14 protein-coding genes, 1 tRNA gene and 1 pseudogene are annotated in these 16,449 nt (G+C 65.3%); 8 read left to right on the forward strand and 8 right to left on the reverse strand.

Annotated features, from left to right (window positions below):
• Window positions 1-40: 40 nt before the first annotated feature.
• The 4 genes and pseudogenes from ABD742_RS20780 to ABD742_RS20795 form a co-directional block, all read right to left on the reverse strand.
• A pseudogene (locus ABD742_RS20780) lies at window positions 41-900 on the reverse strand (ATP-binding cassette domain-containing protein).
• Window positions 897-2,762 (reverse strand): dipeptide/oligopeptide/nickel ABC transporter permease/ATP-binding protein, encoded by a 1,866-nt coding sequence (locus tag ABD742_RS20785; protein ID WP_234752786.1) that lies wholly within the window; start codon window positions 2,760-2,762, stop codon window positions 897-899. Before ABD742_RS20785 ends, ABD742_RS20780 begins: the two are co-directional and overlap by 4 nt.
• Window positions 2,759-3,700 carry an ABC transporter permease gene (locus tag ABD742_RS20790; RefSeq protein WP_234752787.1) on the reverse strand — a complete coding sequence of 314 codons (942 nt, stop codon included), beginning with the start codon at window positions 3,698-3,700 and terminating at the stop codon, window positions 2,759-2,761. The genes ABD742_RS20785 and ABD742_RS20790 overlap by 4 nt, the downstream gene beginning before the upstream one ends.
• Before the next feature lie 108 nt (window positions 3,701-3,808).
• Window positions 3,809-5,332 carry an ABC transporter substrate-binding protein gene (locus tag ABD742_RS20795; protein WP_234752789.1) on the reverse strand — a complete coding sequence of 508 codons (1,524 nt, stop codon included), beginning with the start codon at window positions 5,330-5,332 and terminating at the stop codon, window positions 3,809-3,811.
• A gap of 186 nt (window positions 5,333-5,518) precedes the next feature.
• Here ABD742_RS20795 and ABD742_RS20800 point away from each other — a divergent pair, with 186 nt between their 5' ends.
• Window positions 5,519-6,154 carry a TetR/AcrR family transcriptional regulator gene (locus tag ABD742_RS20800; RefSeq protein ID WP_234752791.1) on the forward strand — a complete coding sequence of 212 codons (636 nt, stop codon included), beginning with the start codon at window positions 5,519-5,521 and terminating at the stop codon, window positions 6,152-6,154.
• An 84-nt stretch (window positions 6,155-6,238) separates the two neighbouring features.
• Here the strand turns inward: ABD742_RS20800 and ABD742_RS20805 are convergent, their stop codons facing one another.
• The 3 genes from ABD742_RS20805 to ABD742_RS20815 are packed head-to-tail and all read right to left on the reverse strand — an operon-like array spanning window position 6,239 to window position 8,774.
• Window positions 6,239-6,994 (reverse strand): SDR family NAD(P)-dependent oxidoreductase, encoded by a 756-nt coding sequence (locus tag ABD742_RS20805; RefSeq protein WP_234752793.1) that lies wholly within the window; start codon window positions 6,992-6,994, stop codon window positions 6,239-6,241.
• A gap of 18 nt (window positions 6,995-7,012) precedes the next feature.
• On the reverse strand, window positions 7,013-8,404 hold the full coding sequence (locus ABD742_RS20810; protein WP_234752795.1) for a D-apionate lactonase family protein: 1,392 nt from the start codon (window positions 8,402-8,404) through the stop codon (window positions 7,013-7,015).
• Window positions 8,340-8,774: a D-apionate lactonase family protein gene (locus ABD742_RS20815; protein ID WP_234752797.1), complete on the reverse strand. Its 435-nt coding sequence runs from the start codon at window positions 8,772-8,774 to the stop codon at window positions 8,340-8,342. The genes ABD742_RS20810 and ABD742_RS20815 overlap by 65 nt, the downstream gene beginning before the upstream one ends.
• A gap of 212 nt (window positions 8,775-8,986) precedes the next feature.
• Between ABD742_RS20815 and ABD742_RS20820 the strand changes: the two genes are divergently transcribed.
• Window positions 8,987-9,057: transfer RNA gene (locus ABD742_RS20820), tRNA-Cys, on the forward strand.
• A gap of 46 nt (window positions 9,058-9,103) precedes the next feature.
• Here ABD742_RS20820 and ABD742_RS20825 read toward each other — a convergent pair.
• The gene (locus ABD742_RS20825) at window positions 9,104-9,847 is read right to left on the reverse strand and encodes a FadR/GntR family transcriptional regulator (RefSeq protein WP_234752799.1); all 744 of its coding nucleotides are present in this window, start codon (window positions 9,845-9,847) and stop codon (window positions 9,104-9,106) included.
• 311 nt (window positions 9,848-10,158) lie between these two features.
• On the opposite strand from ABD742_RS20825, the gene ABD742_RS20830 reads away from it, so the two are divergent.
• The 6 genes from ABD742_RS20830 (at window position 10,159) to ABD742_RS20855 (ending at window position 16,383) form a co-directional block, all read left to right on the forward strand.
• Entirely contained in the window at window positions 10,159-11,526 is a 1,368-nt protein-coding gene (locus ABD742_RS20830) for an MFS transporter (RefSeq protein WP_234752801.1), read from the forward strand.
• A 150-nt stretch (window positions 11,527-11,676) separates the two neighbouring features.
• Window positions 11,677-13,431: a dihydroxyacetone kinase family protein gene (locus ABD742_RS20835; protein ID WP_234752803.1), complete on the forward strand. Its 1,755-nt coding sequence runs from the start codon at window positions 11,677-11,679 to the stop codon at window positions 13,429-13,431.
• Entirely contained in the window at window positions 13,428-13,898 is a 471-nt protein-coding gene (locus tag ABD742_RS20840) for a ribose-5-phosphate isomerase (RefSeq protein ID WP_234752804.1), read from the forward strand. The genes ABD742_RS20835 and ABD742_RS20840 overlap by 4 nt, the downstream gene beginning before the upstream one ends.
• The gene (locus ABD742_RS20845; RefSeq protein ID WP_234752806.1) at window positions 13,882-14,724 is read left to right on the forward strand and encodes a triose-phosphate isomerase family protein; all 843 of its coding nucleotides are present in this window, start codon (window positions 13,882-13,884) and stop codon (window positions 14,722-14,724) included. The genes ABD742_RS20840 and ABD742_RS20845 overlap by 17 nt, the downstream gene beginning before the upstream one ends.
• Complete coding sequence (locus ABD742_RS20850) at window positions 14,721-15,521, forward strand: sugar phosphate isomerase/epimerase family protein (protein ID WP_234752807.1); 801 nt, start codon at window positions 14,721-14,723, stop codon at window positions 15,519-15,521. Before ABD742_RS20845 ends, ABD742_RS20850 begins: the two co-directional genes overlap by 4 nt.
• A 1-nt stretch (window position 15,522) precedes the next feature.
• Entirely contained in the window at window positions 15,523-16,383 is an 861-nt protein-coding gene (locus ABD742_RS20855; RefSeq protein ID WP_234752808.1) for a phosphogluconate dehydrogenase C-terminal domain-containing protein, read from the forward strand.
• Window positions 16,384-16,449: the final 66 nt, after the last annotated feature.

Raw genomic sequence — 16,449 nt, forward strand, 5'->3', positions numbered from 1 at the left:
CGTGTGTCTGTGCTGTTCTGAAGGTGGGGCTTGCGTTGCGTCAGGCCACGCCGGCTTGGACGTTCTGCTGGTGCTGGATGTCCAGCAAGCGCAGGCGGTCGGCGCGGCGTTGGGCTTGCCGGTCCGGGTCTGGGACCGGGGCGGCCATGAAGAGTCGCTGGGTGTAGGGATGTTCCGGTTCTCCGGTGACTTGCTCGCCGTCGCCCCATTCGACGATTTCGCCGTGATACATCACGGCCACTCGGTGGCTGAGGTGGCGGACCACCGCGAGGTCGTGGGAGACGAAGAGGTAGGCGACGCCGGTGCGTTCCTGGATCTCGATGAAGAGGTCCAGCACCGTGGCTTGGGTGGAGAGGTCCAGGGCCGAGACGGGTTCGTCGCACACGATCAGCTTCGGGTCCAGTGCCAGGGCCCGGGCGATGGCGATGCGCTGGCGCTGCCCGCCGGAGAACTCGCGCGGCAGCCGGTGGGCAGCGCCGTGCGGCAGCCTGACCTGGTCCATCAGCTCGGCGACCCGCTTGTTGGCCGCCTGGCGTTCCACTTTCCGGACCGTGAGCGGCTCGGTGAGGATCTGTTCGATGGTCATGGACGGGTTGAGCGAGGTGTACGGGTCCTGGAACACCACCTGGATCTCGTGGCTGAGCTCCTTGCGCTGGGGGCGGGTTGCTTTGGAGATTTCCTGTCGGCGGTACTTGATGCTTCCCCCGTGACCGGGGCCAGCCCCAGCACGGCGCGGCCCAGCGTGGTCTTGCCGGAGCCCGACTCCCCGACAAGACCCACGGTCTCGCCGGGGCGGATGTCCAGGGAGACGCCCTTGAGGGCCTTGAACGGTTCCTTCCGGAAGCCCTTGAGGGGATATTCGACGACGACGTCCCTGACGTCGAGCAGTGTTTCGGTCATGGCGTCACTCCTTTCAATGCCTTGGACTGGCCGCCGGTGGTGAGTTCCCCGCGCGACTTCAGCGGTCCCCCGGTGTTGAGGGGGGCACGCGGTGCCGCGTCCTCGAGGATCGCTTCCAGCAGCTGCCGGGTGTAGGGGTGGCGGGCGTCCTTGAAGATGGTCCGGACGGGCCCGGTTTCCACGACGCGGCCCGTCTGCATCACGGTCACGCGGTCGCACAGGTCGGCGACGACACCGAAGTTGTGGGTCACCAAGATGACGCCCATTTTCAGCTCGTCCTGGAGTTCGCGCAGCAGGTCAAGCACTTCGGCCTGCACGGTGACGTCCAGTGCCGTGGTGGGCTCATCCGCGATGAGCAGGTCCGGCTCGCAGGAGACCGCACCGGCGATCAGCACTCGCTGGGCCATGCCTCCGGAGATTTCATGCGGATAGGCGTTGAAGGTCCGCTCGGGGTTCGGAATCCCCACCTTGGCCAGCAGGGCCAGTGCCCGCTTCCGGGCCTCCGCCTTGGAGATACCGAGGCATACCCGCATGGGCTCCATAAGCTGGCTGCCGATGGTAAACGCGGCGTCCAGGTTGCTCATGGGTTCCTGGGGGATGTAGGCGATGCGCTTGCCGCGGACCTTCGTCATTTCCTTCTCGGAGAGGCGGGCCAGGTCCGTGCCATCGAAGATGATGGAGCCGCCGGTGACGCGTCCGCCTTGCGGCAGGAGCCGGAGGATGGAGAAAGCGGTCTGGGTCTTGCCCGAGCCGGACTCGCCCACCAGACCATGAACTTCACCGCGGCGGACCGTGAGGCCCACATGGTTCACTACGTGGGTGGTGGAACCGTCGCGCTGGTCGTAGCCGACGCCCAGGTCGGTGACCTCCAGGAGGATCTCACCGATGGTGTTGTCTTCACCGGCGGGCGCCTCGGGATGCACCACGGCAGGCTCGCCGCGCTTGGCGGCAGCTTCTGCGGAATCGACGACGGCGGCCCCCTTGCGACGGCGCTTGACCGGTCCGCGGCTGCGCTCAAGTTCGTCGCGCATCGCATTGGCCAGCAGGGTCAGCGCGATGCAGACGACGCCGAGGACGAGGCTTGGCCACAGTACAAGGGTGGGTGCCTTGTAGAGGTTGATGAAGCCGTCGTTGAGCATGCTCCCCCACGTGGGGATGTTCAGGTCGCCCAGGCCAAGGAATTCCAGGCCGGCCTGGATGGCGATGGCGATGCCAAGGACCATGGCGGACTGGATGATGACGGGCGCGCGCACCACGGTGAGAATGTGGCGGCCGATGATCCGGAAATCGCTGAGCCCGGAGACCCGTGCCGCGTCGACATACAGTTCGTTGCGAACCGCCGTCACGCACGCGTAGACCAGCCGGAAGTAAGCCGGGGAAAGCAGGACGCCGAAGATCATCATGGACAACCACATCGATGGTCCGACGACTGCCCGTGCCGCCAGCAGGATGACGATGCCGGGCATCGCCATGAGCAGGCCGGTGAGCCAGGAGGACATCGAATCGAACCAGCCGCCGTAGTATCCGGCCACCAGGCCGCCGGTGACACCGATCGCGACGGCGACCACGAGCGCCAACAGTGCCCCGGCCAGGCTGAACTGGCCCGCGAAGAGCAGTCGGCTGAAGACGTCGCGCCCGGCACTGTCCGCCCCCAGCACGTGGTCCGGGCCGGACTTGGCCAAAACCGCCTGGAGGCTAGCGAGGCTGGGGTCGTGCGTTGCGAGCACAGGTGCCAGCACCGCGGCCAACGCCACGAGCGCGAGGACCAGCATGGATACGGCCCCGGTGGGGTTCGTGAGGAGCTTGCGGAACAAGGAGACTTTGGCTGCCTGGGTGGGCAGTGCGATGGAAGTGTCGATCATGACAGCCGAACTTTCGGGTTGAGCCAGCCTTGGGCGAGGTCGATGATGAGGTTGACGATCACCACGATGGCTGCGGTGGCGACGACGACGCCCATCACCACCGGGATGTCCCCCTGGCTGGTGGCGGCAACGGCAATCTGCCCGAGGCCGGGCAGCGCGAAGATCTGTTCAACGATCACGGCACCGCCGAGCAGGCCGATGAACTGGACCGCGAGGACGGCCAGGGCAGGACCTCCGGCGTTGCGCAGCACATGCCGGTACACCACCCGGTTGAAGGAGAGGCCGCGGGCCCGGAGCGTGCGGACATAATCCTGGCGGAGGGCATCGATCAAGGAGCCCCGGACCTGCTGGACCACCGAGGCGATGCAGCCGATCGAGAGGGCGATGATCGGCAGGGTGACCGTGGCCGCCCAGCCGCCGAACGACGTCGTAATCGGTACATAACCGGTGGCCTTGAACCACTTGAGGTTCAAGGCGAACAGGGACACGAGCCCCAAAGCGATAAGGAAGCCGGGAATCGCGAAGCCCAGAACGCCCACGAACTGGACCACACGGTCCACCCAGCCCCGGCGCACTGCGGCCAAGACAGCTATGACCACCGAGATCACCGCGGCGATGATGGTGGCGCCCAACACCAGGGAGAGGGTCACGGATACCCTGCTGCTGACGCCGGTGGCGACCAGCTGGCCGTTGAACCACGAGCGTCCAAGGTCACCAGCAAGGGCGTGGGTGAGCCAATCCCAGTACTGGACCACGAGAGGGCGGTCCAGGCCTAGCTGGGAGGCTTTCAGTGTCACCTGGGCCTGGCTGGCTGTGGGGCCCACAATGCGGCGGGCGATGTCGCCGCCGCCCGCATACAGCAGCAAGTAGGCGACCGTTGTAATGACGAACAGCAGGAGGACGCCCGAGAGCAGGCGGCGCAGCACGAAACGGTACATCAAAGTTCCTTAAGGGAAGGTTCCTGGGGCCACCGGGACCAGGCCACCGCTTGTGTCAGTGAGCACGTTTTATCACTGAGCGGGCGGTCCGGTCCCGGCGGCTGTCCGCTAGGAGGCGGGAGAGAAGGACCAGATGAACGGGTAGGCGTTACCCGTCTGGACCTCAACCTTGGTCCTGGCGTCGGTGACGAAGCTGGACTGCGGGCGGTACCACGGGGCGAACCAAGCCTGCTCCACGATGTACTTGTTCAGTTCCTTGGCAGCGGCCGTCTGTTCATCTGTAGAACCGACGTGGATCTTGTTGATCAGCTCGTCCACTTTCGGGTCCTCGTACTTGTACGGGTTCCAGGGGGCGGTCGGGGAGATCTTCATGTTGATCAGCTGCCAGTCGGACTGCTGCTCCAGGATCATGTAGCTCACGCCATACTTCGGCGCCAAGAGGTCGGCGATGAAGTTGTTGCCGGTGTCAGTGAACTCCGCCGTGATGCCGACGTCCTTGAGCTGCTGGGTGATCAGCGCCGGGAGGGTGTTGCCCATGAGTGCGGAGGACGGCAGCTTCAGGGTCAATCCGCTGGCGTAGCCGGCCTGAGCGAGCAGTTCCTTGGCCTTGGCGGGGTTGTAGGCATAGCGGGAGTCCAGGGACTTGTCATAAGCAGCCGACGACGGCGGGAACACCTGGGTGGTCAGCTCGCCATAGCCCTGGCCGATGGACTGCAGCATCGCCTTGGTATCGAAGGCGTAGTTGAGTGCTTGGCGGACGCGGACGTCCTTGAGCGCGGGGTTGGTGGTACCAGCCCGGTCAAACAGGATGAGCCCTGCCCAGTTGAGCTGGAGTGGATTGACCTTATATCCGGCAGCCTGGATCTCCGTGAGCGTGTTGTTGTCAGCGGTGTTGGCTGCGTTGAGCTGCCCGGACTTGATGGCGTTCAGCAAGGAGGTCTGGTCGCCGTAGACGTTGAGGACCAAGTTGTCGTAGTGCACCAGGCCCTTGTCCCAGTAATTCGGGTTGCGGTGATAGCTGTAGGACGTGCCGGTCACGGTGGCTGCGGTATCCAGCACGTAGGGGCCGGAGCCGACGGGCTTGGTGGCGATGTCCGCGTTGCCGAAGGACGCCGGGCTCTGCATGAAGGACGCGTCCTTGGACAGGTAGTTCAGGAACGCCGGGTCCGGGGCGGACAGTGTCAGTTCCAGGGTGGTTGCGTCCACGGCCTTAGCAGTCTTCAGGGCTGCAAGGAATTGTGCATCCGGCGAGGTGCCTGCCTTGAAGCGTTCAAGGTTTTGCTTCGCCGAGTCGGCGTTGAAGGGGGTGCCGTCGCTGAATTTGACGTCGTCCCGCAGCGTGAGCGTCAGGACCGTCTTGTCCGCGTTGTACTTCCAGTCTTTGGCCAGCATCGGCACGAGCGAGCCATCCGGCTTCATCCGGATCAAAGTGTCGTACACGGCCTGGTAGAACGGCGACAGGTTGGCGAACTCGGACTGGTTTGCAGCGAAGGTCTTGGGCGCCAGCAGCGCGCCCAGGGTCAGGGTTTGGGAGGACTGGTCCTGGGGGGCAGCGGCACCGCCACCACCACAAGCAGTGAGCCCCAGGGCAACAGCCGCAATGACTGCGGCCATTCGCTTGGATCGGAACATCTTTGGTCCCTTTCACGATCAGTGGCGTCCACCATGGACGGCCATTGGGAAAGACCGTAACATCAAAAACCTAGCGACCACTAGGTTTTAGATGAATTTTTTGAATCGTTATGAAATGTGACGACGCGCACAGTGGTTGACCAATTGATGGACTTATTCAAAAATCGACGTTGTTAGGGTTGATCCATGAAAGAGACCGCGGGCGGCACCCAGCCCGAGACGGTGCGTCGAGGGCGCCGCGGCACTTATGCCAAGACGGAGGCGCGGAGGCAGGAAATCCTGAAGGCCGCCTTCGACGTCTTTTCGTCCTCGGGCTACCGCTCAGGCTCGCTGAAGGACGTAGCGGACAAAGTAGGCCTGACCCAAGCAGGGCTCCTGCACCACTTTCCCAGCAAAGAAGCCTTGCTTGAGGCACTCCTGACCTTTCGCGACGACGAGTCCGCGATCTACACCGGGGCCTTGGATGCCAAGGGTGCAGACTTGCTGCACGCCATGGTGGACCTGACACGGCACAACACCACCATCCCAGGCCTCGTGGCGCTGTACTGCGTACTGTCCGCGGAAGCCACCGACCCCGAACACCCTGCCCACAAGTACTTTCTTGAACGGTACGAGCGGGTACGCCGTTTGATGACCGAGGGCTTCGCGCACATGGCGGATGAGGGCAAGCTACGGCCAGGTATCGCGCCTAGCGCAGCCGCACGGCAATTGATTGCGCTCATGGACGGGTTGCAGGTCCAGTGGCTTCTCGATAACGAATCGGTCGACATGCCATCCGAAGTCGCGGCCTACTTGAACGCCGTCACGACCGAGAGCTTCTAGCCCAACTGGCTCGCAGTTGTTGTCGTTCTGGGGCCTCAAAACGACAACAACTGCGAGTTACTTGGGGTAAGCAAGCGCCCTGCGTCACAGCGCCGTCAGGCCGCCGTCCACGGTGAACAGCCCGCCCGTGGCGTACGCGGAATCGTCGCTGGCGAGGAACACCATGATGCCCTCGACGTCGGCCGCGGTTCCGGGCCGGCCGAGCATCGTGGAGTCCACCAGCCCGGCACGACTCACTGGATCGTCCGCGATCGTCTGCACCAGCGGGGTCTCGGTGTACCCGGGAACAACCGTATTCACTCGGATTCCTTCGGCGGCATAGTCGGCGGCCACCACCCGCGCAAGGCCATGCACCCCGGCTTTTGAACTCGTGTACGCGGTGAAGGTCTGCCCACAGGCCACCACCGCCGTAGGGCTTCCAGTGCAGATGATCGAGCCGCCGCGACCTTCCATGGCACGGACTGCGTGTTTGAGTGTGAGGAAGGCTCCGCGCTGATTGATGGACACGGTCTTCTCCCAAACCTCCAGATCCAGCTCGCCAACGCGGGCGTCCTGCCCGAACAGCTGCACCCCGGCATTGGCCACGACGACGTCCAGCGCTCCGCCTTCCGCCACGGCGGCGTAAGCCGCACTCACGCTGGCTTCGTCCGAGATATCCATGCGCACGGCCCGGGCTAGGACCGATCCCGTGACAGCAGCAGCCTTCTCGGCGGCTTCCAGATTGATGTCGGCGAAGTACACGCGGGCGCCCTCGGCAACGAAGCGCTGGGCCACGGCCAGCCCGATGCCGGAGCCTGCTCCTGTGACAAGTGCGGTCTTGCCGTCTAGTCGTTTACTCATTGTGGGTCCTCTTTCAGTTCAGTCCACGCGGGGGACAACAGCAGTCCACGGCTCGAATTCAAGGTTGGTACTGTCGCCGCCCGGCAGCCGGACGACGACGCTCAGCGGCTTGGCAGTGAGGTTAGCGGCAAACAGGACCGTTGTGCCGCCGCCGCGCACGGGATACAGCACGACGCCGGGCACCCCGCCCGCCACGTCAAGGACCTCGCAGCCGCGCAAGGCGGCGACGGCGGCCAGCAGCTCGCCCGCGGGCGTGAAGCCGCCGGGTCCGCGAATGCCGCGCGATCCTGCTGCCTCGAAATAGCTGACTGATTCGACGCCGGGAAAGCTGAGGGCTGCGATACTGCCCAACAGCCAGGCGGCCGTGAATGCCTCGGGCTGGAGCGGGTCCGTGGCCATGGCTTCGGCTGCCGCGTCGTCGCCCTCGGTGGCGACGGCGTTGAACCGCGCCTTCAGGGTCACCGGCCCGAGGTGCAGCGGCCGTCCCGAGCCGATACGAAGGGCATTGAGCGCGACAAGACGCTGCATAGGCAGGGTCTCGACGACGTGCGGCACCTCGGTCGCGTGCATTTGCGGCGTGATGCTGAAAGACACGGCGTCGGCGTCCGCCGGGAGGCGTTCCGCATTCCGGTTCAGCTCGGTGAAGTGCGACCGCGCGCCTGAAAGCAGTGTGCCCGTAAAGTCTCGCCGCCGAGCCTCGTCCCTGAGTTCATCCCAGAGCTTTGGCTCCGTGACGTGGCTGAAAGCGTCGAACACCGCGAGCCGGACCACGTTGTCCAACGGCAGGAGGTCCAGGAGCCCCCCGATGCGATCCGACGAGTCGACCGACAGGCGCACATCCAGCGGAACGCCCAGATCTGCGGCTTCTGCCGTCGCGAGCCGGAGTATGTGTTCCGCGTCCGGCCCGGGCGCCAGCTCCAGAAGCAGCGCGTCCAAGCCGGGGATAGGCTCGGGACGGGTCTTGGATGTTGTCGCCGAAGCCGAGGTTGCCGAGACGGGGGTAGCCGAAACGGAAAGCCCAGGCACCCGGGCTGCGCCGCCGTCGAGCACTGCGAGCACGCCTTCTGACTGCCGAACAGACGGCGCCACAGGCCCGGGCATCGCCGTCAGGAGCACCGACTGGTGGACCCGATCGCCGGCGGAAACATCAACCGGAAACGGTTTCGAAAGCGGCGTGCTGTACGTCTTGAAGGAAGCGTCCGTCCAATTCCGCTGGTCTTCGGTCTCGAAGACGTCGCCGTGGAAGTCGAGCCTGAATCGTGTTCCGTCGCGCTCCCATGCCATGGAAGAAACGTCCATGAAGGGTTGGTGAGGGCTGATGTCCATGGGGAAGAACGACGGCGTACTAGCGCCGCCGGGGCTGCCGATGCTCACCGCGCGGCCGGCGTCGTCGGGGCGGTGCAGCACCACGAGTCCGATCCGGTTGCTGCGGAAGGCTGCGGAAGGCTGCGGGAGCGACGCCGTCGAACGTCACTTTGACGCTGTCCTGCATGAGGTGAACGGCGAGCTCGCCTGTGTAGCTGGTGCCGAACCCGGCGAAGTCGATGCCGAGCTGGAGCCTGACACCGCCGTCGCGGGCGTGTTGCGCCACCCGGCTGACTGTGGGCACGAGGGTGCGCCAATCGTGGTCGCGGACCACTGCGCGAACGGCCCGAAGTACCGGTATGCCGTTGAACGTGATGTCCGAGAGTTCGTCGTTGCGCAGCTCGGCTCGCCAAGCTGCGGCGTCCATCGTTTCCGATGGGGCGAACAGCCTGGCGTGGTTTTCGTCATTGATCACAGCAGGCCTTTGCAGCGGGGACGGAAGTTAGCGTAACCGGAATCAATTGTGACGCGGGCCATGCGACGAGTCAACCGGTTGACCAATATTTGAGAATGCAGGCCCGGCGGTCCTCGTCGCGGGAGGTCACTTGACGCAACGCCGCGAAACCCGGCGAAAGGCTTCGAAACCATTATTGGTTCGCACGCCGCCGCCTGCCTAACCTCGATGCACGTGGTGTACCCGAGAGGCCAGGGAGCTGCCTGCAAAGCAGCGCACGCGGGTTCGAATCCCGCCACTACGTCTCATGTGTTGCACTGGGCGAAAACGGCCCTGCGCGGGCGCCGAAGCTACTGGACCGCGTCGTAGCCCGCGAGCAGGCGGCGAGACGCCGTGCCCATGTGCGAGACCATAGCCTCTGTCACCAACGCGGCATCCCGGGACTCGAGGGCCTTGAAGATCGCGCGATGCTCGGCGAGCGCGGCGGCGGCATGGCCCTCATCCGTCAGCGCCCGGTCCACCCAGATCCGCAAGAGCGACCTAATGCTCTGCAGGAGTTCCTGCAGGACCTGGTTTCCTGAAGCGGACGCGATTTCCTTATGGAATGCGGCGTCGGCCTCGACGAAGACCGCAAGGTTGTCCAAGCCGGCCTCCATCGCGTCGAGGTTGGTTCGCATGCGCTCCAAGGCCTCGTCGGTAATGCGGGCCGCGGCCAATTGAACCGCCTGGACCTCCAGGCCACTGCGCAGTTCAACGAGTTCGCGCGTGCGTGGCTCGCCCAGCATGAGCCCCCAGCTGAGGGTGCGGGGCAGCAATTCGGAGACGCCGTCGCGCAAGTACGTTCCGGATCCCGGCCGGACTATGACGATGCCGAGGATTTCCAGCGCGGCCAACGCCTCACGAACCGCCGAACGCCCGACGCCGAGCGACGCCGCCAGTTGCCGCTCCGCCGGGAGGCGCGTCCCCGCCGCAATGTCGCCGCTCGTGAAATACGCGAGCAGCCTCTCCGCAACCTCGGAGACGACGGAGCCGTGCTCCATGGGGGCAAGGGCTGCCGTCATCTGGGCCGCTGCGGCGGCGGAATTCGCTGACATCTTCACAGCGTAGCAACCGGATGACCAATTTCTACCGCAGCGCAGGCCCACGAATTCGTGGGTGCGGGCCGTGGGCTGGGTTCCGGAACGCAGCCCACGGCCCGCACCCACGGTCCAGCCGCCATGCGAGCCCGGCGTCCGAAAATTACGATCAGTCAACCGGTTGACCAATTTGCGCTGGAAGGCTTATGGTTTTTATCACACGCTTAGCTCGGTCCTGAGGCATCGAAGTCCACGGATCGGCACTAAGAAAACCCGAGCCGCCTGGTCCGCAGAAGGACAACGCGCTCCGGCAACCTCTAGGAGTCAATGTGGACACCACACAATCGGTGGTCGAAAGATCGGCCATCAAGAAGGTCGCGATCCGGCTGGTGCCGTTCGTCGCCTTGATGTTCTTCATCAATTACCTGGACCGGACGGCCATCTCGTTCGCCGGCCCCAACGGCATGAACAAGGACCTGGCGCTCTCCGCAGCGCAGTTCGGCTTCGCGTCCGGAGTCTTCTTCATCGGCTACATCCTGCTGGAGATCCCTAGCAACCTTGCTTTGCACAAGTTCGGCGCACGCCGCTGGTTGGCCCGCATTATGGTCAGCTGGGGCATTGTGTCCCTTGCGTTCACCTGGGTGGGCAACGTGGACCATCTCTACATCCTGCGTTTCATCCTGGGTGTGGCCGAGGCCGGATTCTTCCCTGGCGCCATTCTCTTCCTGAGCCTCTGGGTTCCCGCAAAGCACCGCAGCAAGATCCTGGCCCTCTTCTACTTGGCACAGCCGTTGACCACGGTGATCGGCGCTCCGCTGGCCGGCGCGTTGATCCAGCAGCACGGCGTGTTCTTCGGCCTTGAAGGCTGGCGGTTCATGTTCTTCGGTGTCGCCATCCCGGCGATCGCCATCGGTGTCATCTCCTGGTTCTATCTGGCCGACTCCCCCGCCAAGGCCAAGTGGCTGACGTCCGAGGAAAAAACCTGGCTGACCGGTGCTCTCGCAAAGGAAAAGGAAACGACGGCGGCCAGCAACAAGCACGTCAGCGTCCGCACCGTGTTCGGCAATGGCCGCGTTTGGATGCTTTCCCTGATCTACTTCGGCTTCATTTACGGCCTCTACGCCCTCGGCTTCTTCCTGCCGACCATCATCAAGGGCTTCGAGTCCCAGTTCGGCACGAAATTCGACGTCTTCCAGCAAGGCCTCATCACGGCCATCCCGTACCTGCCTGCCGCCGTCGCCCTGTACTTCTGGTCCAGGGACGCCACCAAGCGCGGCGTCAAGACCTGGCACATTGCCCTCCCCGCGCTGACCGGCGCCGTCAGCATCCCGTTGGCACTGTTCGCAGGATCCCCGGCCGCGACAATCGCCGTCATCACCATCACCGCCATGTCGATCTTCGCGGCACTGCCGAACTTCTGGACGGTGCCCACGCAGTTCCTCACCGGAGCAGCGGCCGCAGCCGGGATTGCGCTGATCAACACGGTCGGCAACCTGGCCGGCTTCAGCGCTGGCTACATCACGGGCTGGCTCAAGGACTGGACCGGAAGCTACGTGGTGCCCATGTTCGTGGTCGGTGGCTTCATGCTCCTGTCCTCGATCCTCATGGTTGTCCTCAGCCGCCGGGGAAAAGCCAGCGACGGCATCCCCGCAGAGACGCTTGACCCCGCAGTCGCCGGCCACCACGCAGAGCCCTAACCCCGGCCTGCCCAACTAGCTCGCAGTTGTTGTCGTTTTGGGGGCTCAGAACGACAACAACTGTCAGTTAGTTGGGTCGCCAGGCATCACGCCCCCAGTCCCGCCATCCGGCACCACCCCAATCCTCGCTATTTGGTCCAGGAGTTCCGCATGACCCGCTTGTTCAATGAACCCGCAGCCTTCGCTGACGAGATGATCGAAGGTTTCGTCGCATCGCACGGCCGCTGGGTACGGCGCGTCTCCGGCGGCGTCGCCCGCAACACCCGGAGCACTCCCGGCACGGTAGCACTGGTGATCGGCGGCGGCTCAGGCCACTACCCGGCTTTCGGGGGACTCGTCGGCCAGGGCCTGGCACACGGCGCCGCGATGGGCAACCTCTTCGCCTCGCCGTCCGCGCAGCAGATCTACAACGTGGCCAAGGCTGCGGACAACGGCGGAGGCATCCTTTTGGGCTACGGCAACTACGCCGGCGACGTCCTGCACTTCACCAAGGCCCAGGAGAAACTCCGCAAGGAGGGAATCGACTGCCGCAGCATCGCCGTCACGGATGACATCTCCTCCGCCCCACCGTCGGAACGAGCCAAGCGCAGGGGTATCGCCGGGGACCTGACCGTCTTCAAGGTGGCCGCTGCCGCGTCCGAAGCGGGTTACACCCTTGACGACGTCGTGCAGATCGCCGAACGCGCCAACCACCGCACCCGCTCCTTCGGCGTCGCGTTCACCGGATGCACGCTTCCCGGTGCGGAGCAGCCGCTCTTCACCGTCCCCGAGGGCCGGATGGCCGTCGGCATGGGAATCCACGGCGAACCGGGCATCGGCGAAACGGACATCCCGACGGCGGATCAGCTCGCCGAGCTGATGGTCACCAAGCTCCTCGCCGAGGTTCCCGAAGGCGTCGAGATCCGCCGTTCCCGCGTCGTCCCCATCCTCAACGGCTTGGGCAGCGTGAAGTACGAGGAACTGTTCGTGGTGTACCGCCGCGTGGCGCAGCTCCTCGCAGAAGCCGGACTCGACGTCGTGGATCCCCAGGTGGGCGAGCTCGTGACCAGCTTCGACATGGCAGGCACCTCCCTGACCCTGTTCTGGCTGGACGAGGAACTCGAACATCTCTGGCTCGCGCCGGCCGACGCCCCCGCCTTCCGTCGCGGCGCGATTACAGCCCAGGCGCTGGCGTTCGACGACGGCGAGCTGGCCGACGTCGAACGTTCCATCCCTGCCGCCACGGCCGAGTCCCGCGCGGCCGCCGTCCGCGTCCTCGCCGCACTTGGCGCCGCCAAAGACGTCGTAGGCGCCAACGCCGACGAACTCGGCAGGATCGATGCGATCGCCGGCGACGGCGACCACGGCATCGGCATGGAACGCGGGGTCCGCGCCGCCGTGGAAGCCGCGGCAGACGCCGTCGCACGCGGAGCCGGCGCGGCCACCACCTTGCACTTCGCCGGGGACGCCTGGGCCGACAAGGCCGGCGGAACCTCCGGTGCGCTGTGGGGCATGGCGCTGCGGGCCGTCGCTGACGCCTTGGGCGACGCCAACGCGCCCGACGGCGGCGCTGTCGCCGCCGGTGTGGCGGATGCCGCCGCGGCCATCATGAACTTCGGCAAGGCCAAGGTGGGCGACAAGACCTTGGTGGATGTGCTGGTCCCGTTCCGCGACGTTCTCAAAGAAGGCGTGCAGGACGGCCGGTCCCTGACGGACGCGTGGGGTACCGCCGTCGTGGCAGCCCAACAGGCTGCCGAGGACACCGCGAACCTGCTGCCGCTCATGGGCCGCGCCCGCCCGCATGCCGAGAAGAGCCTGGGCACCCCGGACGCCGGAGCCGTCTCGATGGCGCTGATCGTCCAGGCAATCTACGAGTCGCTCCTCAAGGAGAACACCGTCGAAAACAGCATTAAGGAGACAGCATGAGCACCAAACTGCGCCTGGTCATCGGATCGGACGACGCCGGATTCGAGTACAAGGAAGCCCTCAAGGCGGACCTCGAGTCCAGTGAACTCGTCGAATCCGTGACCGACGTCGGAGTGGACGCCATCAGCCACACTCCCTACCCGTCCGTGGCCATCGCCGCGGCCGAACTCATCGCCGCGGGCAAGGCCGACCGCGCACTCCTGGTGTGCGGCACAGGCCTCGGGGTGGCCATCGCCGCCAACAAGGTCCCCGGCATCCGCGCCGTCACCGCACACGACAGCTTCTCCGTTGAACGGGCCGTCCTCAGCAACAACGCCCAGGTCCTCACCTTCGGCCAGCGCGTCGTCGGCCTGGAACTGGCCCGCCGCCTCGCCAAGGAATGGCTCACATACACCTTCGACGAGTCCTCGGCCTCCGCCGAGAAGGTCACGCTCATTAAGGACTACGAGGGTGTCACTTCCTGCTAAACCCGCCGGTGGCGGGACGAATGAGAAGGCGGTCGTCGGCGTCAGCCTGAAAATGTACTTCGGCTACGAACGCACGCTTGACTGGTGCCGCGCCGTGGCCGATATCGCCGCAGCCCACCCGGCCGTCCAGGACGGCAGCATCGAGCTCTTCGCCCTCCCTGCTTTCCCTGTCCTCAGCGAGGCCGGAAGCGTCCTTGCCCCCTCCGGGGCGGGGACGGGAGCCCAGGACATCTTCTGGGAAGACGAAGGCGCGTACACCGGTGAGGTTGGCGGTCCCATGATCACCGAACTCGGCGGGTCCTACGTAGAGGTGGGACACGCCGAACGCCGCCGCATCTTCGGCGAAGACGATGACGTGGTCGGGCTCAAGACGGCGGCAGCCTACCGCAACGGACTCACTCCGGTTCTTTGCGTCGGCGAACCCGTGCAAGGCACGGCGGCAGAGGCTGTCGCCTACTGCGCCCGGGAGCTAGACGCGGTCCTTCATCGTGCATCCAGCCTCGATCTCGCCAAGCGGACGATCGTGGCCTATGAACCACAGTGGGCCATCGGCGCACCGGAACCCGCGACGCCCGAATACATCAGCGCCGTGGTCCGGGGTTTGGACGAGCACCTCCGGAGCCTGCCGGGACAGTCCGAGAGCCGGGTCATTTACGGCGGGAGCGCCGGGCCTGGACTGATCACCCGGCTGGACATGTCCGTCGCCGGCCTGTTCCTGGGCCGCTTCGCGCACGACCCACAAGCGCTCAAGACCATCCTGGACGAGGCTGCAGCCCGTCTCGCCGCATCCGCACAGGCGAGGGCCGCAAACGGGGCAGCAGCATGAGCTCAACCATCGGCCTGAGCAGCTACGCGTTCTTCTGGCAGCTCTCGGACGCCGTCTCGGCACCGTTGAGCATCCACGAAGCACTGCGGCGCACGGCGGGACTGGGCGTGGAGCTGTTCCAGATCTGCGACTACGCTCCCCTGGAGCACATGTCCGACGACGAACTCGCCGCCGTCCGCGCCACCGCGGACACCCTGGGCATCACGCTGGAACTCGGCACGAAGGGCATCCGGCCGGAGCACCTGCACAAGTTCCTGCACATCGCTGTGGCCCTCGAAGCCAAGCTGCTGCGGACCATGTTCAACGTCCCCGGCCACACCCCCGACGCCGACGAAGCCACGGCGATCTTCACCGGGATCCTTCCGGCCTTCGAAGCGTCAGGCGTGCGGATCGCCGTCGAGACCTATGAACGGGTCCCCACGGCACGGATCCTGGACGTCATCCGGCGGGTGGACAGCCCGTACCTGGGGATCTGCAGCGACCCCGCCAACACCGTCGCGGCGCTGGAGATGCCCCGCGAGGTGATTGACGCCGTCGCGCCCTATGTCCTGAACATGCACATCAAAGACTTTGCGTTCAGCCGCAAAGAGGGGTGGGTCGGGTTCACGTACTCCGGCGCACCGCTCGGCGAAGGCCTCCTGGACTACGACTACATGGCCGGAAAGATCCAGCCCGCGCAAAGAAACATCAACCAGATCGTCGAACACTGGCTGCCCTGGCAGGACTCAGAGTCGGAAACCATCCGCCTCGAAAACCAGTGGACCCAACAAAGCCTCGAATTCCTAAGGAGCAAGTGAAATGTCAGCAGAACAATTGACCGTCGCCGTTGTCGGAGCCGGTGGCAAGATGGGGATGCGCGTTTCCGCCAACCTCCAGAAGTCCAACCACACGGTGACCTACAGCGAGAACTCCCCCGCCGGCCAGGACCGCGTCTGCGCCGAAGGCCGCGAAATCACCGCCACCGACGACGCCGTCAAGGGCGCCGACGTCGTGATCCTCGCCGTGCCGGACACCGTCCTCGGCATCGTCTCCGAAGGCGTCGTCCCGCAGATGAAGCCCGGCTCGATCCTGCTCACCCTGGACCCGGCCGCGGCCTACGCCGGACTGCTGGCCAAGCGCGACGACGTCATCCAGGCGGTCGCCCACCCCTGCCATCCGTCCGTGTTCCTCGAGCGCACCACCAAGGAAGAATGGGCCGACACCTTCGGCGGCCAGGGCGCCCCCCAGAACGTCGTCGCAGCCATCGACGAGGACGCCCCCGCAGCGACCCGCGACGCGGCCGAGGCGACCATCCGCACCATCTACGCTCCCGTGATCGATGTCCACTGGGTCACCGTGAAGCAGCTCGCCATCCTCGAACCCACCCTCGTGGAAACCGTGGCCTGCATGATCGGCACCCTCCTCAACGAAGCCCTGCACGAAACCGTGCACACCGCCGGCGTCCCGGAAGAAGCAGCCAAGGCCATGCTCTTCGGCCACGTGCAGATCGCCCTGACCAACGCCCTGCGCGGCTCGAACCCGTTCTCCGAGGCCTGCGAAATCGCCATCCAGTACGGCAAGGACACCATCATCAAGGACGACTGGAAGAAGATCTTCGACGACTCCGAACTCGACGGCGTCATCGCCAAGATGCTCAAACTGGACGCCGTCAAGGGCTAGTCACGGCACGGACACCTCCGGAGAAAGCGAAGCCGCGGCTGTCTCTCCTCACGAACACACCGGTCA

This window comes from Arthrobacter ramosus (assembly GCF_039535095.1).
Lineage (GTDB): Bacteria > Actinomycetota > Actinomycetes > Actinomycetales > Micrococcaceae > Arthrobacter > Arthrobacter ramosus.